Source organism: Nostoc sp. FACHB-280, assembly GCF_014697615.1.
Classification (GTDB): Bacteria; Cyanobacteriota; Cyanobacteriia; order Cyanobacteriales; family Nostocaceae; genus Nostoc_B.
Window position 1 is genome coordinate 53,620 of the sequence record NZ_JACJSD010000024.1, and the last position, 24,224, is coordinate 77,843.

16 protein-coding genes are annotated in these 24,224 nt (G+C 40.3%); 8 read left to right on the plus strand and 8 right to left on the minus strand.

Going from position 1 to position 24,224, the window contains the following annotated elements; genetic code table 11:
• Positions 1 to 151 precede the first annotated feature (151 nt).
• Both rppA and rppB read left to right on the plus strand, forming a co-directional pair.
• Positions 152 to 886, plus strand: a complete 735-nt coding sequence (rppA, locus tag H6G75_RS18245) for a two-component system response regulator RppA (protein ID WP_190981425.1) — start codon at positions 152 to 154, stop codon at positions 884 to 886.
• A 5-nt stretch (positions 887 to 891) separates the two neighbouring features.
• Positions 892 to 2,220, plus strand: a complete 1,329-nt coding sequence (gene rppB, locus H6G75_RS18250) for a two-component system sensor histidine kinase RppB (protein ID WP_190981426.1) — start codon at positions 892 to 894, stop codon at positions 2,218 to 2,220.
• A gap of 107 nt (positions 2,221 to 2,327) precedes the next feature.
• On the opposite strand, the gene H6G75_RS18255 is transcribed toward rppB, so the two are convergent.
• Positions 2,328 to 4,709, minus strand: a complete 2,382-nt coding sequence (locus tag H6G75_RS18255; RefSeq protein ID WP_190981427.1) for a calcium-binding protein — start codon at positions 4,707 to 4,709, stop codon at positions 2,328 to 2,330.
• A 148-nt stretch (positions 4,710 to 4,857) separates the two neighbouring features.
• Positions 4,858 to 7,110, minus strand: coding sequence for a di-heme oxidoredictase family protein (locus tag H6G75_RS18260; protein WP_206757376.1), 2,253 nt, complete (start codon positions 7,108 to 7,110; stop codon positions 4,858 to 4,860).
• 1,326 nt (positions 7,111 to 8,436) lie between these two features.
• On the opposite strand from H6G75_RS18260, the gene H6G75_RS18265 reads away from it, so the two are divergent.
• Complete coding sequence (locus tag H6G75_RS18265; protein ID WP_190981457.1) at positions 8,437 to 11,028, plus strand: chloride channel protein; 2,592 nt, start codon at positions 8,437 to 8,439, stop codon at positions 11,026 to 11,028.
• 85 nt (positions 11,029 to 11,113) lie between these two features.
• On the opposite strand, the gene H6G75_RS18270 is transcribed toward H6G75_RS18265, so the two are convergent.
• The 6 genes from H6G75_RS18270 to H6G75_RS18295 form a co-directional block, all read right to left on the minus strand.
• Complete coding sequence (locus tag H6G75_RS18270; RefSeq protein WP_190981429.1) at positions 11,114 to 12,730, minus strand: alpha/beta hydrolase; 1,617 nt, start codon at positions 12,728 to 12,730, stop codon at positions 11,114 to 11,116.
• Between the two features lie 29 nt (positions 12,731 to 12,759).
• A complete protein-coding gene (locus tag H6G75_RS18275; protein ID WP_190981430.1) occupies positions 12,760 to 13,572 on the minus strand; it encodes an alpha/beta fold hydrolase in 813 nt (270 codons plus the stop codon).
• A 218-nt stretch (positions 13,573 to 13,790) separates the two neighbouring features.
• Entirely contained in the window at positions 13,791 to 15,020 is a 1,230-nt protein-coding gene (locus H6G75_RS18280; RefSeq protein WP_190981431.1) for a zinc-dependent alcohol dehydrogenase, read from the minus strand.
• 416 nt (positions 15,021 to 15,436) lie between these two features.
• Positions 15,437 to 15,907, minus strand: coding sequence for a cupin domain-containing protein (locus tag H6G75_RS18285; protein WP_242051565.1), 471 nt, complete (start codon positions 15,905 to 15,907; stop codon positions 15,437 to 15,439).
• Positions 15,908 to 16,022: 115 nt separating this feature from the next.
• Entirely contained in the window at positions 16,023 to 18,152 is a 2,130-nt protein-coding gene (locus H6G75_RS18290) for an amylo-alpha-1,6-glucosidase (protein WP_190981432.1), read from the minus strand.
• A gap of 105 nt (positions 18,153 to 18,257) precedes the next feature.
• Entirely contained in the window at positions 18,258 to 19,070 is an 813-nt protein-coding gene (locus H6G75_RS18295) for an SDR family oxidoreductase (RefSeq protein ID WP_190981433.1), read from the minus strand.
• A gap of 522 nt (positions 19,071 to 19,592) precedes the next feature.
• Between H6G75_RS18295 and H6G75_RS18300 the strand changes: the two genes are divergently transcribed.
• From H6G75_RS18300 to H6G75_RS18320, 5 genes are all read left to right on the plus strand, one after another.
• Complete coding sequence (locus H6G75_RS18300) at positions 19,593 to 20,087, plus strand: DUF2231 domain-containing protein (RefSeq protein WP_190981434.1); 495 nt, start codon at positions 19,593 to 19,595, stop codon at positions 20,085 to 20,087.
• Positions 20,084 to 20,689 carry a DUF2231 domain-containing protein gene (locus tag H6G75_RS18305; RefSeq protein ID WP_190981435.1) on the plus strand — a complete coding sequence of 202 codons (606 nt, stop codon included), beginning with the start codon at positions 20,084 to 20,086 and terminating at the stop codon, positions 20,687 to 20,689. The genes H6G75_RS18300 and H6G75_RS18305 overlap by 4 nt, the downstream gene beginning before the upstream one ends.
• Before the next feature lie 111 nt (positions 20,690 to 20,800).
• The gene (locus H6G75_RS18310; RefSeq protein WP_190981436.1) at positions 20,801 to 21,745 is read left to right on the plus strand and encodes a cytochrome c oxidase subunit II; all 945 of its coding nucleotides are present in this window, start codon (positions 20,801 to 20,803) and stop codon (positions 21,743 to 21,745) included.
• Complete coding sequence (locus tag H6G75_RS18315) at positions 21,735 to 23,420, plus strand: cbb3-type cytochrome c oxidase subunit I (protein ID WP_190981437.1); 1,686 nt, start codon at positions 21,735 to 21,737, stop codon at positions 23,418 to 23,420. Before H6G75_RS18310 ends, H6G75_RS18315 begins: the two co-directional genes overlap by 11 nt.
• A gap of 130 nt (positions 23,421 to 23,550) precedes the next feature.
• A complete protein-coding gene (locus tag H6G75_RS18320) occupies positions 23,551 to 24,219 on the plus strand; it encodes a heme-copper oxidase subunit III (RefSeq protein ID WP_190981438.1) in 669 nt (222 codons plus the stop codon).
• Positions 24,220 to 24,224 lie beyond the last annotated feature (5 nt).

Here is a 24,224-nt window from a genome sequence, read left to right on the forward strand (position 1 = left end):
TGGTGCGGAATGATATTATCCGTGTATAGCAGCAGTCCTCAATGATGTACAAATATCTCTCCCCTGTCTTCCTTGCCTGTTCTGTGCGTATATCAAATAGGACTGCTGTGGAAGCAGAAATTTTCAGCAGCTTTTAGGTACTGAGTTCACTATGCGACTGATATTAGTTGAGGATGAAACAGATTTAGGTGCAGCCATCAAGCAAGTTCTCAGCCATGAGGCGTATGTAGTAGATTGGTTTTTAGATGGGAATCAAGCATGGCAACATCTCGAAAATAGCTCAACTGAGTACACATTAGCGATTTTTGATTGGATGCTGCCTGGGGTCTCTGGAATAGAGTTGTGTAAATGGTTACGAAAATGCCAGTTAACCCTACCTGTGTTAATGCTAACGGCTAAAGACCGTATGGAAGAAAAAATTATTGGTTTAGATAGCGGCGCAGATGATTATTTAATTAAACCTTTTGATATGGCAGAACTACTAGCCAGATTACGAGCATTGCATAGGCGGGCTGCTTACACAGGCGCAACGTTTACACCCCAAGTCAAACCTCGACGTTTAGAAGTAGGTTATCTGGCGCTTAACTACAACACTCATGAACTGACTCGGCAGTATACTAACGGAGAAACGCAAGTATTAACTTTAACAATTAAGGAATTTCAATTGTTAGAGTTTTTTATGCGACATCCTAACCAAATTATCAACCGTGACCAAATTATTAATCAACTTTGGGAAATTGGTACAGCACCAGTCAGCAATGTCGTAGCAGCGCAAATTCGCTTATTGAGACGTAAATTAGGAGAAGAAGACAGCGAAGCTTTGATAGAAACTATTTATGGTGTAGGCTATCGTCTTAATATTCAGACTACAGAAATAAGTAGTTGATTTATATGAAACGTAATCATATTTTTTACCAAACTCGGTTGAGATTGGCAGCTTGGTATACTCTAGTGATGGGTAGTATTTTAGGGCTATCTGGTTTTGGAGTCTATACTGTAGTTGCCCATACTTATTATGAGACTATTGACCAGGGATTAAAATCAGTAGCAAAGGCACTTCATAAAAGTGTTGAACCAGCTTGGCAACAACCAGGACATTTACAAGAACTAGCTAAAGAACTTTCCTTAGAATTATGTGTAGCTTCTACAAGCTGTTTACCTAAAACAACTATTATCAAACAACCAATAAATGAGACAGGTAATCAGGTGAATTACTATGTGCGCTTATTAGATAGTTCAGAAAAAGTATTTGCAAGCACAGGTATAGAATTTGATAATTTAAACCCTACTGTATCATCACAACCTTGGCAAATAATTACTGATGCTTTTGGTACGCGATACCGCCAAATAACTTTACCTTTGTATACTCAAAACCAAATTTCAGGTTATTTACAAGTCGCACGTAGTATTACTGATTTAGATCAACATTTGGCTTATTTGAGATTAACTTTAATTTTGGGACTGCCAATTTCGATGGTTTTTGTGGCTTTGTCTAGTTGGTGGTTGGCAGAAAGAGCAATGCAACCTGTGTATCTTTCCTATCAACAAATGCAACAATTTACTGCTGATGCTGCCCATGAGTTCCGCACCCCTTTAGCAGCAATGCACTCTACTATTGAAGCCGCGATCAAGTTACAGCTAGAACTAAAAGCAAATCATGGCACTTTAGATGTCCTGAAACGCCAAAATCATCGCTTATCACAATTAGTTAGTGATTTATTGTTGTTAACAAGGATAGATCAAAAACAAATAACAGTAGAACATCAGCCTTGCTGTCTGAATGATTTAATTAGCGATTTAATTGAAGAATTAGCATTTTTAGCGGTAGAAAATCAAGTCAATCTTGCTGGACAGATGTCAGTGATCAAAAAAGTTTATGTCCAGGGAAATGAAGAACAGCTTTATCGCTTAATTTCTAACTTGATTATTAATGCAATTCAGGCAACACCAAGTGGCGGAAAAGTCACTGTTTTTTTAGAAATTAATGAGCTTTATGCCATTATTAAAGTTCAAGATACAGGAATTGGTATTGCCATCGAACATCAACAGCGAATTTTTGATCGGTTCTATCGAGTAGATCGCGATCGCTCTCGGAGTTCTGGTGGTTCTGGTTTGGGTTTAGCCATTGCTTTAGCGATCGCTCAAGCACACAAAGGCAAGATTTACGTTCAAAGTCAAATCGGACTGGGTAGTACATTTACAGTCCGAATTCCTCTGTAGTACTCTACTCAATTCATGTTCACAGATTACAGGTGTTCAGATACCCAACTGTTGACAGTTGGGTATCTATAGGCGATCGTATATTTGTGTTTATTTTGCGACAGTATCTAAACAATCACAAAGTTGCTGACATTCAGCGCCGGCACACCAGACAGTTGCGCTAGTTGTACTTGTCTAAATCCACCAGCATTACCATCTTGGTCAAAGTACAACGCACCAGTAATGTTGTTATAGATGAATCTTTGATCAGCTGTGGTTGCCGATGTTCCCAAGGTAAACTGACTAATCGATAGCGCCCCAGCCAATAAACCGCCACCAAAACCAGCCGCAGATATCTGAATGGTGTCATTACTGATACTGAAGTCAGTAATCGTATCAGTACCTTCATTAAAATGATTAAAGACAAAGGTATCTGCACCACTACCTCCTGTAATCAAGTCGTTACCTGTACCACCAATGAGAAAATCATTACCATTACCACCAATCAAGGTATCGTTTCCACTACCGCCATCCAGGGTGTTATTACCTAAAGCACCCGCCGCCGAAAGATAATCATTCCCACTACCACCATTCAGTACATTAGTACCACTGGAATTCTGCACAGTCAATGTGTCGCTACCATTGCCTCCATTGAGAGTGTTATTTCCAGATGAACTAACAGCAGCAAGATAGTCATTACCATTGTCACCATTCAGTACATTAGTACCACTAGAACCATCCACAATTAATATATCGTTACTATTTCTACCGTTAAGAGTATTATTCCCAGATGAATTAACAGCAGAGAAAACATCATCAGCATTATCGCCATTCAGCTGGTTATCGCCTGTAGAATCATCAACGATTAATGTGTTTCTACCAGCACCACCATTGAGGGTGTTGTTTCCAGACGAACCAACCGCAGAAAGATAATCCTCACCAGTACCACCATCTAGCAGGTTATCGCCTGTTGAATAGTCAACGTTTAATGTGTCATCACCTGCGCCACCAATGAGGGTGTTAACACCAGAAGTACCAACAGCATAAAGCTCATCATTACCGTTGTAACCATTCAGCAAGTTATTACCTGTAGAATCATCTGTAATTAGCTTGTCGTCACCTACTCCACCATCTAGGGTATTATCACCAGCAGCACCAATAGCGGAAAGCGTATCATTCCCTGCACCACCACTCAGTAGGTTATTGCCTGTTGAATAGTTAACATTTAATGTATCGTTACCAGCACCACCATTGATTCGATCATTACCACCACTACCACCAAAAAGTGTATCATCGCCATTGCTGCCAACAATGTTGTCACTGTAGCTTGTACCAATGATTGTTAAACTTTCGATGTTGCTGTAGCTAACTCGATTTGTGCCTGCGGTGATTCTGCCACTGTTAGTTGAAGCATTGTATGTGGACGAGATGGGTGCATCAGCATCACTGTAATCAATGGAAAGAGAATCTTCCCCATCTCCACCATCTACGGTTTGAGTCGCGATGGTGGTAGGACTTGGTTCTTGTGGCACGATGTTGCTGAGATAAAAGATATCATCCCCTGCGCCACCATAGAGGCTATTATTTCCGGCGACACGTTCGGCATAAATCTCATCATTGCCATCACCACCATCCACAAGGTTGTTGCCTGTGGAGGTACTAATATCTATTATGTCATCACCTTCTCCACCACTGAGGGTGTTATTCCCGGTTGTAAAAGCAGCTAGTATGACATCATTTCCACCTTCACCTGCGATGTTGTTGTCCCCATCGCTCACATCAATACTGTCATCTAAACGTGCATTGCTAATGGTGATGAAATCATCGAACTCTGTACCAATAATGTTCAAGCGTTCGATGTTGCTGTAACTTATTTCATTGCTTCCGGCTGTGATGGTGCCAATGTTTCTGGCACTATTAAAAGTTGATGAGATGGGGGCATCAGCATCACTGTAATCAACAAACAGAGAATCTTCCCCATCTCCACCATCTACTGTTTGCGTCGCGATGGTGGTAGGACTTGGTTCTTGTGGCACGATGTTGCTGAGATAAAAGATATCATCCCCTGCGCCACCATAGAGGCTATTATTTCCGGCGACACGTTCGGCATAAATCTCATCATTGCCATCACCACCATCCACAAGGTTATTACCTGTGGAGGTACTAATATCTATTATGTCATCGCCTGCTCCACCACTGAGGAGGTTATTTCCAACAGAAAAGATAGCTAGTAAAGTGTCATTATCATCACCTCCTTCTAAAACGTTGTTTCCAGAAGAACGAGTAATATCTAAAAAATCATCTCCTATTCCACCTCTGAGGATACTGTTTCCTGTGGAACTGGCAACGGCTGTGGCGGCATTCAGACTATCATTTCCAGCGCCACCATCTAAAATGTCATTGCCACCATTGCCCAATAAAGTATCATTCCCGGCAAAGCCTCTAATAATATCATCGCCAGCTGTGCCAATGAGGTTGTCATTGCCATTTGTACCATTGATATTCACCATAACTTTTACCTAAATAAATCGATGATTTACCTGAAAATTCTGTGTCATACAAAAAAGGAGAGGTGAGCATTGCTCATCTCTCCTTTGGTTATCAAAATGAACAATGATGAAATTCCTTGAGAGCTAGGAATATTTAGTGGTCGTCAAGTTATAACTCTTTGAGGAATTCAATCATGGCTTGTTGGTCAGCAGGACTCAAAGAACGATAGCGACGAATGACTTCCCGTGCATCACTGCGATGGGTTCTAGAAACTTCGCTATTGTAAGGAGGACAAATCACGTCTGCTGGTGAAGAGCCATAAGAAATTTTGCCAATGGCTCCCCCTGGTGGTACTGGACATCCTGCTCCGGGGACGTTAGTAGGCGTACGACTATCATCGGGGGCTGGTAAGTCGTGTAACTCAATAGCTGCACGAATAGCATCATCTAAAGTACGCACAACTAATGGTGCATTAGTAACTTGACTGTTAGTAAATACAGTACCAGCAGGATTACTGTTAACGGTGAGTCGGCTTAAGTACACACGAGCATCGTGTAAGAATGGAGCGCCCATTCTACCCAAACCCATGAGTGGTGCTGTACGGAACTCATCACCCAAAGCAGTGCCTTGCACATTGCTAAATACGTCACCAGCAAGGTTACGAGGAAGATCAAAGGTAGCAAAAGAACGACCTACAGATGTAGTAGCACCTTGTTCCTTAGAAAGAGTTGGTTGATATTGTCTGTTAACAACTAATGGATCACGAGGTAAAGAAGCCCAACGCTCTGCATCGATTTGAGGTACGTTGTGCAGAAGTAGATCAGAGAAAATTGGAGCCCATTTATAGCTCAAATGTTGAGCAACGATCGCACCATCTCTGGTTGTGGCTGCTGGTGACTGACCGGTTCTTTGAACAGGGATATGGCAGCTGGCACAGCTCACCATAGAATCTTTACGGTTAATAGCATTAGGATCGCGATCGTCACCACCTGCTGGGAAGCGGCCTGGAATCATCCGGTTAGAGAAAGCTACTAAGTCAATACCAAAAAGCTCTGCACCGCGCTTAACTTGACCTTCAGGACTTTGTGGAGAACGAGACCTTGTGGGATTATTCAACACTGCCAAAAGTGTGTCACCAAATTCTGGAGGAGCGGTCATCCGCAAGAAATTCCGTTCACTTAATGGCACACTGAGGTGTGATTCTAATGTGTTGGGATATGGGTCAACACAACCTGGACGACCAATGTTAGTAGGAGAGTCTGTTGGTTCATTACGGTTGAGAATACTTGTAAACCCAACTTCCCCTTGTAGACCACCAGCAACAAACTGGAGGATTTCTGCACCATTAGCCCGCAACCCAAAGCGTCCTACACCACCAGTAAAAGCTGAACCGGCAGAGATAGCAGTGCCTGTAGGGGTAGGAATAGTGTTGGTTTTACCAGTAATACAATCGCCTATACAAGCGAAGATAGCTGCATTGTTGAGAGATGAGGGGATACTTTGAGTATCAGAACCTTCATCTTCAAAGCGTCGGATGTCGTTGGTCGGAATTGCTTCCATCAAACCACGACCAATATATGGAGGCCCAGCAAACTCAACCACACTTCGTCGGAAACCAAGAGAACTAAGTTTTGTTACCGGATCAATGTTGGGCAAGTTCGGGTCTTCAGCAATTGTTGGAATGCGCTCAGGCAAACACTCAGGGAGGGAAGGACGAGTGTGTTGAACAAAGCCACCGAGGCGTGGTGAAAGTCCGCCCCTGGCCACCCCATCAAGAGGATCAAAGAGGTTCTGTGCAGGATTATAGTCGCCGAAGGTTGTAAAAGCAGCTGTCCTGCCAGTGTTATTGATAGCATCAAGGTTATCAGCGGCTCTTCCACCACCAGTAGCAGGATCGAGGGCTGTAAACTTAAAGTTTGTTGGTGACGAGCGTGCAGCTCTAGATACGTTAGAAACGTCACGTACAACTCGGCTATTAGGAGTTGCTTCAGCAGAACTCAAGTGACAACCTAAGCACATCTGCTGGTTAGCAATTGGCCCTGCACCTTCTACAGCAAGGTGGGGTGTTGTGAAGAATTGTATCCCTTCTACCAAGGCCTCTTTTTGTGTGGGAGTTGCAGAAGGATAGACCAAGGCATCAAGGTCTTTCAATCCCAAAGGAAATGCCCCAACTACACCAAATTTTTGTCGGGGAACACGTTCTGCTGGAGTAAATGCGATTCCTGGTGCTGGCTCTGCTACATCAAATACATTATTGATTCCATTACCAAGCTCGGTTTGTCTTTGAGCTAACAACGTCGCATCGTCTGGGATATTACTACCAATAGGAGCAGAAGAGAAAATACCTGCCAAACCGACTTCTGGGAAGAGTGCTGCCGAAGATATGGCCAGGGCAAATGAACAGCATACTATTAATAACAAAGTTGGAAGCCTACGCTTACGCGTAAACCTCATGATGTTTCGCTCTCTCATAAGTTTCTAGATTTTCATAGGAAAGTTGTTTGTTACAAGGGGGTCAATCATCAACTACGTGATGATTTGTACTGCTGCCCTATCAGAAACATACACTATTTCAACATAAATAAAAGATACAGTATGTAACTAGTAAATTCTGCATGTCTTTACTAATAATTTAATAATCGCTTCATATACTCTAGAAAAATTTACTGATAGAGAAGTGAATAAACTTTCCCAAACTAGGATATGGCAACAAGAGGAAAATTTTACTCAAGCGTATGCGTATTGACCGAGTGTTAACTTATGTTTTTACCTTTTACTCTGGCAAGGGATGATAACAGCAAATAATTTATCCCCTTAAGAGCTTATGGATTTAATTAAAACTAGTAAATTTTATTAATTAGATTTCGGCAATCTAGATTATTGTTTGTCTTTTGTGCCATAATTAAGACTCGCATTAACTAAGTTAAAGGTGAGTGCTGGATAATAAGCAATCACCTTTTTTTTCTGAAATGCTTGCTACTGCTATTTCGATTAGCTCTCAATGGCATAAGTTCAAACTAGCATCAAATATTATGATTATTTACTAATAATCTGGTTAGATACTTAGAGTCTATATATAGGCAAAAAGCTTGCTAAGGAAGGTTTTCAGGGAAAACCAATCATATTTATAAGCTAGATAAACTACGGAATAAAATCAAGCAATGCGGTTTAATTTCAAGCATAAATTGTACCAGTCATAGCTTTATACTGGCATGACAACCAAATAATACTCAGGGTTTGACTAGTTACATATTATGTAAAAAAGCGGGATACTCTGTCAATTCCTGACACTACTTTATACTTCATATTCAATTCGTTTGGTATTTCATTGAGATTTTAATAATTTAGCTTATTTTTGAGTAAATAAGGATTTCATTTAAATTTCATTTTTATCGGCAGTCGAATTGTTGGTGTCAATAAAAGCCTGCAATTTTATAATCTATCTTTTGGTAGACAAGGATTTCATTTAAATTTCATTTTTATCGGCGCTCGAATTGTTGGTGTCAATAAAAAACTGCATTTTCATCATCTAACCTTCGGTAGATAAGAATTTCATTTAGATTTCATTTTTGTTGGCATTTAAATTGAATTACAGCAATAAAAACTTGCTGTTTTATATATCTATCTTTCGGTTGATGAGGATTTCATTTAAATTTCATTTTCTTGAAAGTAGTTGTTGATGAGATAAACTGTAAAAAACTTCAGACTTTTACTGACTTTCACTGATGACAAGTGATTGCTAAGAATATGTTCGTCAGAGGGAAAATTCTCTGGTTGAGGCTTGCTCGACAAATGCTCCAACCCAGGCGCTTGGCGTTTGCTGAAGCGTGCTTGATTGGTCTAGTTTCTGGCCTAGCGGCAGTTTTATTAGGACAAGCTGTAGACTGGGCAGGGGCGTGGCGAGTGCATGTTTCTTACTTATGGCCTGCTTATTTGGTACTACCGGGCATTGGTCTAGTCGGAGGTATTTTAGCTGGTTGGTTAGTTGAGCGTTTTGCGCCTGAAGCATCTGGAAGCGGAATGTCGGAAGTAAAGGCGGTGTTGGCTCGCGTACCGATGCCGTTAAATCTGCGGATTGCTTTGGTCAAGTTGGTTAGTGCTACATTGGTGCTGGGTTCTGGGATGCCTTTAGGACGAGAAGGGCCAACTGTGCAGATTGGGGCAGCTTTGGCAAATCAACTGAGTAATTGGGTACCGACTTCTCCTGAGCATCGCCGTCAACTAATTGCCGCAGGTGCAGGAGCCGGGTTAGCGGCTGCTTTCAATGCACCGATCGCTGGTGTACTGTTTGTTGTAGAAGAGTTACTTCAAGATGTGTCAGGTATTACTCTTGGCACAGCTATTTTGGCTTCTTTTATCGCTTCCGTGATTTCTCGCCTTTATGGTAGTCACAGCTTTGATTTGAGTCAAATCAATTTAGTATCTGGGCATACAACTTTCTTTGCTCAGGAAATCCCTTTTTACTTGATTTTGGGTGGATTAGCAGGATTATTAGGGATTTTGTTTAATAAAGGTGTGATTGCTAGTTTGGAGATGAATCAGCGTTTACTACACCTGAGTTTACCTTGGCGAATTGGAATTGTGGGGTTAGTTAGTGGAATTGCGATCGCTTTGTTGCCTGTAACTTTTCGCAATAATGCTGGGCTAAGAGAAATTATATTGATGGGTGATGCTCATTGGTTATTTGCTGCGATCGCTCTTTTAGTCCAATTTACCTTAATTCTTTTAACTTATGGCTCTGGAGCGCCTGGGGGTTTACTTGTTCCCACTTTAGTGTTAGGCTCGGCTCTTGGTTATTTGGTGGGTGCTGCTGAACAAAGTTGGTTGGGAATGAGTGCGGCAACAACTTATGCTCATGTGGGGATGGCAGCATTTTTTAGTGCTGTCTCTAAAGTACCGATTACAGCAGTCATCATTGTGTTTGAGATGACGACAGATTTCAATCTGGTGCTACCTTTGATGATTGTATCTGTAGTTGCCTATTTAGTAGCGGAAAGAATTGATCACAGGTCACTCTATGACCTTTTACTCGAAAGAAAAGGTATTCACATTCAAAAAGAGCCAACTACAGATGGACTGTTAGCACAAATCAGCGCCGCAGAGGTGATGCAAAGACGTGTTGAAACTCTCTCTAGCCAGATGAGTATTGATGAAGCAGTGCAAGCATTTTCTCAGTCTCACCATCGCAATTTCCCAATTTTAGAAAATGGTAAAGTTGTAGGCATTATCACGCAGAAAGATTTAGTTCACAACGCTTCACAACAGATAAAGGGAAATGCAACTATCAGCGAGATTATGACACCTGAACCAGTGACTGTCAGCCCTACAGCCACACTAGCCTATGTTTTACATATACTTAATCGTCATAATCTCAGCTGCTTACCTGTAACCGAAGGCAGAAAACTAGTAGGAATCATTACTCGTAGTGATATTATCCGTGTAGAAGCAGAGAGGTTAAGTGGCCAGCTTCAAGGGATAGAACCAAAATCAGCGCCTTCTTATGTAATTTATCAAACTCGCACTCCGGCTACAGGCAAAGGCAGACTACTAGTACCGCTTTCACATCCACAGACAGCCAAGACTTTATTAGATATGGCAGTTGCGATCGCCAAACAACGCAACTATGAAATAGAATGCTTACAAGTAATTATTGTCTCACCAAGGCGTATCCCATCAGAAACACCAGTAGACACTACCAAAAGTCACCGTCTTCTGGAAGAAGCAATATTATTAGGTCAAAAACAGCGTATTCCTATTCATACCCAGATACGAGTTGCCCATAATGTAGCTGAAGCAATTTTGGAAACAGTGAAAGAGCGACATATTGATTTAGTATTAATGGGTTGGAAAGGCACTACATCAACGCCTGGTAGAGTTTTCAGCCGAATAGTAGATACAATAATTCGACAAGCTCCTTGTGATGTTGTCTTAGCTAAATTAGATGACAAGAAAGCCTTCGACCGTTGGTTATTGCCAATTGCCGGCGGGCCTAACTCTCGCCAAGCAATTAAATTATTACCTGCCTTGAGTTCCTTAAGTTCATCCCCTAAAATCAAGCTGTGTCAAGTTTTTCAGCCGAGTAATTTCACACCTGACACAACATTATTAAAAAAATCTCTTCATTTTCTCCAACGCCGAGTTAATGGTAAAGTACTCGCTACTTCAGTTAAATCCAATTCTGTTTGTGAGGCTGTCATTGATTGTGCCGCACAAGACGACACCGATGTGATTATTTTAGGCGCTAGTCGTGAAGGTTTATTACAACAAGCAATTCAAGGAAATATTCCCGAAAAGATTGCGCGGAATAGTAATTGCACAGTCATTATGGTCAAAACGTAAAATCTACAAATGTTTCTCAGGATGATTGTTTGACTGGAGTACGAGCAACACCTCGTACCTGTTCTTCATAAATTTGACAAAATTATTATTGAATTGCTTGTTGTAATTGCTCAGGAGTTAGAGATTTAATTAAACTTAATGGAAGTGGTTGCTGACTAATTGTATTAATGTAATCTGTACTCAAATATGGAAGAAAATTTTCTTGATCAACACCATAAGTTTCCAAGAAAGCAACACTCAAAGCTCGAATATAGCGTTGTGCTAAAGCTGGATTAGAACCGATTATTGCTGTAGGTACAGATACAACTTCATTAGATGATTCGGCAATTGTAGAAAAATGTGTACCACCATTGATAAGTGCTAAATATTTATTTGGTGTTGTTAACCAAGTAAAAGGCTGAATTTGTTCTGGCAAAGCCGGAGCAATTGTATCATCACTACCAGACACAATCATCAAGGGAATTTTAATGTTGCTGAGACTCTCCTGTCCAAAAATACTACTATCAACTGGATTAATTGCAATTGCTACTTTTATTCTGCTATCAGATAAACTATATTCAGTATGTGGTAAGCTGACTAGCAAACATTGAAGTAATAGGGAAACATTTAATGTATCTTGTAAAGCTGGGCAATCGGCATTTAATTTCTTAAAATTAATTTCTGCACCTGCTAAAGCTAATGCTGTATATCCACCAAATGATTGTCCTATTACGCCAATTTGCTCTAAATTCAAATGCCCTTGAAATTTTGAATTATATTTTGATAAACGAGTCAATTCATCTAGTAAAAATTTAATGTCTAAAGGTCTATCAATAAATTCTCTAGGATTAGTAACTTTATCTGCTGTACCTGATAATAAGGCTTGTATTTGTTTTGAATTACTACCAGGATGTTCAGGAACAGCAACAACAAAACCATAAGAAGCTAAATGTTCAGCTAGATATGCAAAACTGGTTCTATCAGAGCCAAGTCCGTGTGAGATGACAATTACGGGGCGAGGATTTTGAGTAGTTGGTAGATAAATATCAGCCGGAAATTGTCTAAGACGCGAGAAATCGTTAAGTAGAATAGTTTGTTTTGTAAACCTAAAGCTTCCAGGGTTTTTCAAGTCCTGCAATGGCGCAACTTTAAGAGTAGAAGTATTTATTAGCTGTTGCTGAGACTGTTGGTTAACAAGAGCTACTGCATTTTGAGTTTGATTAACTAAATCTTGTAAAGCATCTACGATTTCTAAGGTTTGACTTAAATTAATAGAAATTGCACTTGCTGGAAATTTTTGTAATACATTTAAAAGTGTAAAATTTTGTTGCTCGGATGCGGATAAAATCAATGCAGCGCGAATTGCATAGAATCCTGATAAGTTAGATTCTGTCTGAATAACCTTTCCTAATTTTTCTAATAATCTTTCCCCAATAGGTGTATATAAAAATTGCGAAACTTCTATTTGATTCAAAGGAATAGGAGTGATTAAAGATTTCCGCAGTTGAGTTAGTTGCTTTTTGCCTATGTATCTACTGTATGAAGCTAAATTATCGTCTAATCTGCCTGTTTTCACATAGCTTTCTAACGAACTAATAGGTATAGACTCTTCTAAAAGACCATAGTTAAATTTTATTCTTTCTGCACCTAACACGGGATAAGCGGTGAGTGTAGATAATAAACTTATACTAAAAATACTCCAAGCTCTTTTGAGCAAAATCATTTGTTTACCTATTAAATATTTTATATACTTTAAATGAAATTAACTGATGATAAAATTTGATAAAGATTTACATCCTTTTCAACTAAACAGGCATGACCACTATGAGGTAGAGTGATTAACTGAGAATTAGGAAAGATATTACTTAAACGTTTTGCCTCGTCTTCTGATGGCAAAAGGCGATCATTTTTACCAGCAATAAGTAAGACAGGTTGAGTGATTTGAGATAATTTTTTTTCATCAATATAAAATTCTCTCATCAAAGCTAGTCGCTGACTAGCAGTTTCTTTGGGTGCAGAGCTAGTTGATTTTAAAAGAGCTTGACTAGCCGCAGGTGAAATTTGCTTTAAGTTAGCGAGGAAAGGCAAAGATAATAACGAAGAAATTTTATAAAATAAATTGGGTGTATAAGGAAATAACAACGAACCTAAATTTAACCAAGGTACTCGATGAAATGAAGAAGCAGAGTTAATCAAAATAATCTTCGTAAACAGTTGCGGAAATTTTTCTAGAACTTTAAGCGCCAAGCAACAACCGAATGATTCACTACAGAGATAGACAGGCGATGTATCACAACAAGCAACTTCTTGTCTAAGGGGTAATTTAGCTAATTCTTTCTGAATTAAATATACTAATTCTTCTGTCATTTCATCCCAACTTGTTAAATCATCGGCTGGAATCACAAAACAACGTACATTAAAAGCAGCCTCTAAGCCTTGTGTTTGAATATACATCAATTCCTTTCCAGTCTCATCCATCCCTGGCAGAAATACAAAAAGTGGATAACTAAAGTTAGATGGTTGAGGATTCAAAAAATAAGGATGACTGCTTGTTTTGGATGTCATAATTAACCTAATCTTATTAACCAAGCGATCAAAATAGTAATTTGCAAATATTCTGCGATAACAAGCTTCAGTTCTCCTGTGCAGTCTCCTATCATGAAAAGTAAAAACTATCAGCAAGTTAACCTACTTGCTGATATAAAATTTTCAGTTAATAGGACAAACTAATACCATTGCTTGATCAATTACATCTTCATCAAGCAATGGTATTATCAAAAACTCTAGACGTTAGCTAATGTTGCTCCTGGGACTAATTCAACTTTCACCCAACCAGGTTGCCGTTTGTCAAATGCTTTGTAAGCATCAATTACTGACATTAAAGGTTCGACTTGGGTTAAAACTTTAGTTGGGTCTACTGTGCCGTTGCGAACCAAATCCACCAACATCGGAATATATTTTCGGTGATTACAATTACCCATATTGATGCTTAAATTCTTGTTCATTGCCATACCAATGGGGAAGAAATTGTGAGTTGGTGGATAAACCCCAATAATTGAGAGTGTCCCAGCTTTTGCTAATGCTTGTACTGCCCATTCTAGTGCTTGAGAAGGAGCATTCCCAGGATGCCAATTGCCATTTTGCGGATTAGTTTGAGGAGCAATCTGTTGTAATTGCTGCTGGAATTGTTGTGCTTCTTGTCGTGCTTTTGCGGCGGCTGGGCCACTGTCTGGAGCATTAGCATCTACGCCAACAGCTTCAATTACTCTATCTACACCGATACCTCCAGTTAATTCACGGATCGCTTCAATTGGATCTTCGGCATTATAGTCTATAACTTCTGCACCCAAATCACGCGCCATTTCTAAGCGTGAGGGAATGGTATCTACTGCAATGATGCGTCCAGCGCCAAAAAGTCTGGCACTGACAATGGCAAACTGACCAACAGGGCCACAACCAAAGATAGCGACTGTATCTCCTGGTGTGATCTCTGCAATATCGGCTCCAAAGTATGCCGTAGGAAAGATGTCAGATAAAAGAATTGCTTGGTCGTCGGTGACTTCTTTTGGTAGTTTAACTAGTCCTGCATTGGCATAAGGAATCCGTGCGTATTCTGCTTGCAAGCCATCGAAGGGGCCTGCTGCTTCTGGGCCGCCAAAAAAAGCTGTACCGGCGTTATGTCCATGAGGATTAGCGTTATCACATTGAGCATGATAACCTGTACGGCAATATGAACAATAGCCACAGGCAATTGTAGAGGGAACAACAACGCGATCGCCTACTTTTAAATTTCGCACATTAGAACCAATTTCTTCAACTATTCCAACACCTTCATGTCCCAGAATTGTACCAGGTTTCATTCCTGTAAATGTTCCCCGAATCATGTGTAAATCTGTGCCACAAATTGCACTAGAAGTCAGTCTAATAATGGCATCAGTTGGTTCTTTAATTTTTGGTTCTGGTACGTTATCTAACCTAATATCTCCTATTCCGTGGAAAACTACTGCTTTCATGTTAAATGCTCCTGGCTGTTAAAGTTCGCATTTCAAAAAAATTAGTAGCTGTAAACTTTAGCTACTATAAATCACCTCACAAATGAAAATAAATAATTATGCAAATAATTACCGAAACCTGGATCAACTAAAACTTTATTTTTGATTTATAAAAGAATAAATCAGTAAAATATGGAATTAAAAAAAACACATTTGCAATTAGAAACTATAGTATCGACATTACTATAGTTTCTAATCGTCCTCTAGAAAGATATAAATTATGGAGAGTGTAGATAGATAATGTAAAATGAATAAATTTAAAGCATTACCTTGAAGAATAATTCAGAAGCCAGCATTCTTCTTCAACAAATTTTTTCCTAATTTTTCAATCATTTCTGACTACTGAATTCTGGCTCCTGAATTCTTACATAGGAAAACTAGTCCATACTTGGTTTCTCATCAAATTGCACCATCATTAATACAGCTGGCGCATCACCTACTGTTCCAGACAGATGACCTTTATGGCCTTGTCCATCCTCTTTTGTTCCCTGGTCGCCTCCAAAAGAAATCTCGCCAGCACCCATCTCTACTCTCTGACCATCCATAGTTTCTACAAACCAGCGTCCTGACAGAGGAACAATCCATTGAGGCTTGGGATTTTCATGCCATTCTCCAATCCATCCAACAGGTAACACTGTATACGAGATAGTAGCACCAGACTGTTTTAATTTAGACATCCATTGAGGAGCGGTATCTGGTGCAATACCTTTTTGATTGAAGTCCTCAATTTGACGACGAGACTGGTGACTTACACCATTTTGATCAGTCCAAACATACCAATAAGCAAGGGTCGGTTTTTGTGATTGGTTATTGTGCATAAAAATTGTTTTCTGAGTTGTACCCAACATTTCCTGCGTAAATCCTAAATTAGTGGCCAGAGGGATAGAACATCTTTTTAAATCAACTCTCTTACATAGATTAAACCTCTAAATAAGTTTTTTCCGATAAATCTGAAGCCATTGTTTACTCTTCCCCGTCAATTACTTGTACTTCGCCATCAGTATGGGTAACTTGCCATTTGGTTTGTTCTCCTTCGCGCCAAAAACGCAATGACACTTTCGCGTCTCCCACAGTCAAATTGAGCAATTCCAAATCTGGCAAGCATTCTGGTAAACTTGGCTGTACCTTTAATTTTCGCTTTGGTGCATCGGCTTCGAGTCCTAGTATGCTGCGAATCAGTAAGAAAATCGAACCAGCCGCCCAAGCTTGGGGTATATTTGCATCTGGATAAGGGACGGGAAAGTTATCATCTCGGCGTTCAATTCCGCCAAACAATTCTGGCATTCGTCCCGATTGGAAATAACTAGCAGCTGCAAAAATTCCTTCAGCAATATGATTGGCTTCTTTGTGATAGCCGTATCGCTTTAACCCAGCCGCAATAATTGAGTTGTCGTGTGGCCAAACACTTCCGCGTTGATAACTAATGGGGTTATAGCCTTGATTTTGCGATGAAAGAGTCCGTATACCCCAACCACACCACATATCTGCATCAAAAAGTCGCTCTGCAACTTTTTTCGCTCTTTCTTGGGGTACAATACCAGACCAGAGCAATTGACCAGGGTTAGAGGCGATAGATTTAATTTGTTGTTTGTGGTTATCTAAGCCAAGACAGTAAAAGCCTTCGTCTTCCATCCAAAAGCGATCGTTAAAGCGTTGATATAGTTCTGCTGCTTTTTGACGTAGCTTGTCCGCTTGTTCCTGTTCTCCCCACACTTCATAAATTAAAGCTGCTTTTAGCCAAGCATCATAAACGTAACCTTGCACCTCACACAAAGCAATTGGCGGTTCAGCTAATTTGCCATTAGGGTAAACTATTGAGTCTCCCGAATCTTTCCAGCCTTGATTACGTAATCCATGACTAGAAAGAGTTAAATATTCTACAAACCCATCATCATCAAAATCGCCATACTTATCAATCCAATTTAGGGCTTTTTCTAGAGGCGATCGACACTCCTCAAGCATAGTGAGGTCAGCGTTCCAGTTATAAGTCTCAGCTAACGTAACAATCCACAAAATAGTAGTATCTACCGTACCGTAATAGGGATTGTATGGCAGTTGATTGAGTTTGGTTAATTCGTCACGCCGTAATTCATGCAGCATTTTGCCTGGTTGAGCATCGTGCCAGTCATCTAACTGTTTTGCTTGTAACTGCGCCAATCTTAACAGCGTACCACGGGCAAATTCGTGATAAACCGCCATTGTTTGCAAACTGGTAATTACAGAGTCACGACCAAAAACAGCCATAAACCAAGGTATACCAGCCGCAGGCATCCAAAATTGATGACTGTTGTCATCTACCTCAATCCGTAACGCTGCCATATCAACAAGCGCCTGCTGATAAAATCCTCTAATCTCGGCATTGGAAGATTGCAGTTGTGTCGCATTACTGAGAAATTCATTTCTTACTTTTCCGGCATCTGTAGTATGAGATACAGCACAGGTTTGTTGAGGTATGAGGACATCTCCATTGGCTAAGGCTGTAAAGTTAATACAGGTATGCCACGTTTTGCCAGGAGTAATCACCACATTAAACATCAAACGACCGTTGGCATAGCTTGCCCCAGAAGTTGAACAAACTGTTTCAGTGACGATGCCTCTGACAAAAGAGCCACTACGATATTTAGTAGTGAGGACATGATCTTTCCAGACCGTTTCAGTATCACCCCTAATGATGATGTTCTTGGCTTTTACCTCAAAGATATCTGCAAAATCAGAACGAATCGCCAACATAAGTTGAAATTCAACCGTTTCTGAGTGATAGTTGGTGATGTCGATATCTTCGTGCATTCCTCCGATAATGTCGCGGCGAATGGTTACGAGCAAACTACCAGCAGGAACGTTGCCATTAAGTGTGGGGATTTGCGGATTGGTAAATTGATAAAGGGCAGTGTGATGATCGAGATTGCTAGAAGCTAACAGCACCAATTGGTAGCGGTTGAGAGAAATTTCGTAGTAAGAAATGAGACGTGTGTCCCGCACAAAAAAACCTTGTGCTTGATTATCATCAATGGAACCATCACTAGCTGTCACCAGAAATGAGGAACCATCGTTAATTGTGATTAAACCAGGATTAACAGTAACTTGTGTGGGCATAAGAAGTAGGAGGCAGGAGGCAGAAGTGGTGGTCAGATCCCCGACTTCTTAAAGAAGTCGGGGATCTAATAACAAAGTGTAACTAGCATTTTTACTCAGCACTTTCTAGCCGTTATTCGTAAAACCTGGATATAAAGTCATACCACCATCTACAAACAGAGTTGTACCGTTAACATAATCAGAGTCATCTGAAGCTAACCAAACTGCGGCTTTGGCAATATCTTCTACTTCACCAACTCGTTTTGCTGGAATCAGTTGTAATAACTTTGCTTCGGCTTGGGGGTTATCCCAAGCTGATTTATTGATAGGAGTTTTGATTGCACCAGGGGCAATGCTATTCACACGAATTTTATGGGGTGCAAGTTCTTGGGCAATACTTTGCATCATCATATTAATACCGCCTTTACTAGCCGCATAGTTAACATGACCGCCCCAAGGAATTACCTGATGCACTGAACTCATACAAATAATCTTACCTGCGGCGGATGAAATCTGCGGTTGCACTCCTCGACGCAAGAATTCTTTAGCAGCTTCTCTAGCGCACAAAAATTGTCCTGTTAAGTTAACTCCAATGACCGTATTCCATTGATCGAGAGTCATATCGATCAATGGTGAGTCTTTTTGCAGCCCTGCATTGTTTACTAAGATGTCAATGGTGCCAAATTTCTGGAGTGTTTGCTGAAACATTGCCTTAACTTGGTCTTCTTTACTGACATCAGCTTGAATGGCAAAAGCTTCACCATTATTTGCTCTAATATCATCAACTATTTTTTTAGCTTCTTCAGTTTCAGAATGATAGTTAATAGCTACTGCCGCACCTGACAAAGCCAAATAACGAGCTATAGCTTCACCAATGCCAGAACTAGCACCAGTGACAATTGCTTTTTGACCTTTGAGCAGGTAAGGGGAATAGCTCATAATTTTTCCTTTAAAAAATATAATGCTGTAACTAATGCTAAAAAATATGCTTTGTCTGATTTTTTATTGAGAATTATTTATACAATTCAAAGTGTAATTTGGAGATGATTTATCAAGTAAATCTGAAGTGGGGTGTGTTAGGCGATCGCATCTAGTTTTTGTGATTAATGAGCTACAAAATATGCGCTTAACACATCCTATGATAAATTTGATTTTTATCTGACGATTCTGGCATTACTTTAGAATTTTGTAGCCAGAATTACCTCCAGCTAGTGGAGGAATTAAGAGTTATTTCTAAAGGTTGAGAAAAATTTCATTAGATTTTCATAATTATCTGCTACGTGTGCAAGATAAAAATCAATAAATTATTTTTTGAGAAATCACTCTAACGATAGTATTCATGGTTCTATTTCGTTGGTAAGAGTTAAGAAGACTTTTGTGGAGAGTAATTTTACAGTTGAAACACAATTATGAACTGTATTTTTTTATATTACAATTTCCAGCGATCGCCAGGAGCAAGCGATGTTCTCTCTGCCTCTGAATAGCGAAAATCTCCCATATCCTGACCCCATCCACCCAATTGTTGTCCATTTCGTGATTGCAATGGTGTTTTTCTCATTCATTTGCGATGTGCTGGGTTATTTTACCCACAATATACGTTTGTTTGAGGTTGCTTTTTGGAATATGTTTGTGGCTGCGATCGCAATTTTTGTTGCCATAATTTTTGGACAGTTTGAAGCGGGTCTGGCGCAAGTATATCCAGCAGTTGAGTCTACACTGAATTTTCACACTGTTATGGGTTGGTCACTAGGGGCGATTTTGTCCATAATTGCAGCTTGGCGGTTTGTCATCCGCGATCGCAACCCCCTCAAAGTACCGCCTGCTTATCTGGGTGCAGCAACGTTTTTAGTCTGTCTAGTTTTCTTGCAAGTATATCTAGGCAGTAAACTATTTTGGGTTTATGGTTTGCACGTTGAACCTGTCGTAGAAGCTATGAAGCAGGGAGTTTCCCCATGAACTCGCTCCTCATTGACTCTTTAGGATTGCGTTTAGGTGCTAATGGATTACCCTACGAAATTCCTATGCACCCAAACCTCGTACATATAACATTAGGCTTATTCATTATTGCTATCTTGTTTGATATAGCAGGCTCTATTTTTCCGATAGAAAGACCCATCTTCAAATTTTTGGGTCTTCCAGCCATTCGTGCTGGCTTTTTTGATGTTGGCTGGTACAATCTTTTAGGCGCATCAATTATCACCTTTTTTACTGTTGGATTTGGTTTTTTTGAACTACTACTAGCAAACCCACCCATAAATCAAAAAAGTGATTGGGGATTAACAGCCTCTTGGACAATGCTTTTACATGGTTTGGGTGGTGTTGTATTGTTAGGAATGATTGTGGCAATGACTGTCTGGCGAGGCTTGCAACGCTATCATTGGCGCAAAGATGATTCCAGACAAGTGCAATGGGGTTACTTGTTAGTAGGACTGGCAATGCTAGGTATTTTGTATGTCCACGGCACTTTAGGCGGGCAATTAGGATCAGAATTTGGGGTTCACATTACTGCTGCGAAATTACTCCAAGAAGGCGCAAACCCAAATTTACTACCCAAATAAGCATATAAGAAAGCACATTGAGGCCGCAATGGAGAGTTTTTCAATCTTCTCTCCATGAATATGGTGAAATTTAAATGACTGTTAGCTTAAACGAGCAATTATGCTGATTTTATGTGGAGATTTTTAGAATATTTACTAATAGCTGGTTATATTGTAGTTTTGCTTGTTGTCAGTCATTGGATTGGAGATCAAGCTTATTCTTGGATGCCGGTTGAGGCTACAGCAGAAGCCCAAAAGGTAGATAGATTATTCAGTTTTTTAACTGCGATTGGGGCATTTATTATTCTTGGGCTTTTGGGGATGATGGTGTACTCAGTACTATTCTTTCGCGCTCCTAAAAATGACTACAGCGAAGGACACCCATCAAGAGGTGATTTAAGACTGGAATTTTTATGGACTGCGACTCCCACCTTGTTAGTTTTGTGGCTGGCTTTTCAAGGTTTCAACATTTATCAGCAATTAGATATTCTCGGTTTACAGCAAATTGTACATTTGCATACACCTCTAGAAGAACCAGTCTATGCTGCACTAAGTGCTGACCAACCTAAACCGGCGGCTGAAACTATTGATGTTTTTGTGAAGCAGTGGGATTGGTCTTTTCGCTATCCCAATAATATTACTAGTAATGAATTACACTTACCTGTCAATCTTCGGACTCGTCTGAATCTACATGCTAAAGACGTACTCCACAGTTTTTACGTCCCAGAGTTTCGCTTACAGCAGTATATTGTCCCTGGACGAGACATTGATATTGTCGTTACACCCACTCGGATAGGGGAATATCAGCTGAAAGATGCTTTGTTTAGTGGGACATACTTTGCTTTGATGACAGCCAAGGTGCAGATTGAATCTCCAGAGCAATATAACCAGTGGCTAACCACCGCAGAAAACCAAACAATAGCCGCAGAAAATCAGGCGGTTGCCGAGTATAACCAACCACCAAAAACATTATTTAAGAGTAACTGGTACACTGTCGCACCTGAGCAGCCTGCGACGCTCCAAGGAGCCGCCCAAAGGGCTAACGTACAAAAAAGGAAAGTAAAGAATGACACATGAATCTAGCGAAAACATCATCATCAATCGAGAAACATCCAACGAGTTGGAGAATAACTGGCGACAATACCTCAGCTTCAGCACCGACCATAAGGTAATCGGCGTTCAGTACATGGTGACGACTTTCATCTTCTTCTTGATTGGTGGACTGTTGGCAATGCTGATTCGTGCTGAACTGATTACGCCGCCATCAAATGTAGTTGACCGTCCCTTGTACAATGGTTTGTTTACCTTGCATGGGACAATCATGATTTTCTTGTGGATTATCCCCTTCAATGCAGGTATCTCTAACTACCTAGTGCCGCTGATGTTGGGAGCGCGGGATATGGCGTTTCCTCTACTCAATGCCATCTCATTTTGGATTATTCCCCCTAGTGGGATTTTATTAATATCTAGTTTCTTATTACCCAATGGAACAGCGCAATCTGGCTGGTGGTCTTATCCCCCTATTAGTTTGCAAATTCCTCCTGGACAGCCAATTAATGGTGAATTTATTTGGATTATCAGTATAGTTCTCATCGGCATCTCTTCCATTATGGGTGCTGTTAACTTTGTCACCACTATTTTTTGGATGCGTGCGCCAGGAATGACATTTTTCCGAATGCCTGTGTTTGTTTGGTCTGTTCTCAGCGCCCAGTTGTTGCAGCTAGTTAATTTGCCTTCTCTTACAGGTGCATTAATCTTACTTTTATTTGACCTCAGTTTTGGGACGCAATTCTTTAAACCCTTAGAAAATGGCGACCCAATTATTTACCAGCATTTATTCTGGTTCTACTCTCACCCCGCAGTTTATATCATGGCGCTACCTGCTTTTGGTATTTTTGCGGAGGTTTTGCCTGCTTTTTCCCGTAATCCTTTATTTGGTTATCGCTCATTAGCTATTGCTTCTTTGGGCATCGCTGTAGTCAGCATCTTTGTGTGGGTGCATCACATGTTCACTAGTGCTACCCCTGGCTGGATGCGGATGTTATTTATGGTGACATCAATGTTGGTTGCTGTGCCTACTGGTGTCAAGGCATTTGGTTGGACGGCTACGATTTGGAAAAGCAAGCTGCACCTAGAAACACCAATGCTATTTGCGATGGGTGGTGCAGCTATGTTTCTACTTGGTGGTGTCACTGGGGTGATGTTGGCAGCCGTACCATTTGATATTCACGTCCACAATACTTACTTTATAGTCGGACACTTCCACTACATTGTCTTTAATACCATTACAATGGCCATCTTTGCCGCCATTTACTTTTGGTTTCCCAAGATAACTGGACGGATGTACGCTGAAGGCTGGGGAAAAATACATTTTTGGTTAACTTTTATCGGTGCTAACCTGACTTTCTTCCCGATGTTACCACTTGGTTTGCAGGGAATGGTGCGGCGAATTTCTTCCTACGACCCACGCTATCAAGGATGGAATATTGTTGCTAGTCTAGGCGGATTTTTGTTGGGAGTATCTATACTGCCTTTTATTGCCAATATGGTAGGTTCTTGTCTATATGGACAAAGAGCCAGTAACAATCCCTGGTTGGCTACAGGGCTGGAATGGCAAACAACTTCACCACCACCGCGAGATAACTTTGAAGAAATTCCAGTAGTCAAAAGACCACCTTATGATTATGGCGATCCCAAATATTCAGTGATTGAACCTGCTGATTATCATCAACAAGAAAATCATAGTAGGTGATAGGTGATAGGTGATAGGTGGTAGGTTACAGGTTACAGGTTACAGGGTGAAGTTTTGTTATCTATCGATTTTGACTAATTAATTTCTACTCAGTACTCAGCACTCATTACTTTGCTATAAAAATCAGCCTATGAATCGTGGTGTTATTCATGTAGATGAAAGTCCTGTTCCTTTAGAGAGGTGGCGGCGTTTTCTACCCAATTGGCTCAAGCGTTATTTGCCAATTCGTGGTGGACGTTCTGAAGACCATCACGGTAAAGCAATTTTTGGATTTACTGTATTTTTATTATCGGAAAGTATAGTTTTTTTGAGCTTTATTTTTACATACGTTGGTCTACGATTAACACATTTAGGAAATTGGCTACCGTCTGGTGTTTCGGGGCCAGAATTGTCTACTTTTGTCATTATTAATACGGTAGTTTTACTCTCCAGTAGCTTTGTAATTCAACCAGCAGAAAATTCACTCAAGCAGAATCATATCAAGAAATTTCGTTGGCTATGGTTGATCACAATTTGTATGGGCAGTTATTTCTTAATTGGTCAAGGAATTGAGTGGAGCAAACTTGATTTTGGCTTAAGTACAGGACTAGTTGGTTCTACGTTTTATGTTTTAACAGGTTTTCATGGTCTACATGTTCTGACTGGTGTAATTCTTCAAATTACTATGCTGTTTCGTTCTTTCATTCCAGGTAACTACGAAAAAGGTCACTTTGGGGTCAGTGCTGCTACTTTGTTTTGGCACTTTGTTGATATTATTTGGGTTTTTCTGTTCTCACTTCTCTATCTTTGGCAGGCGTAAAACTT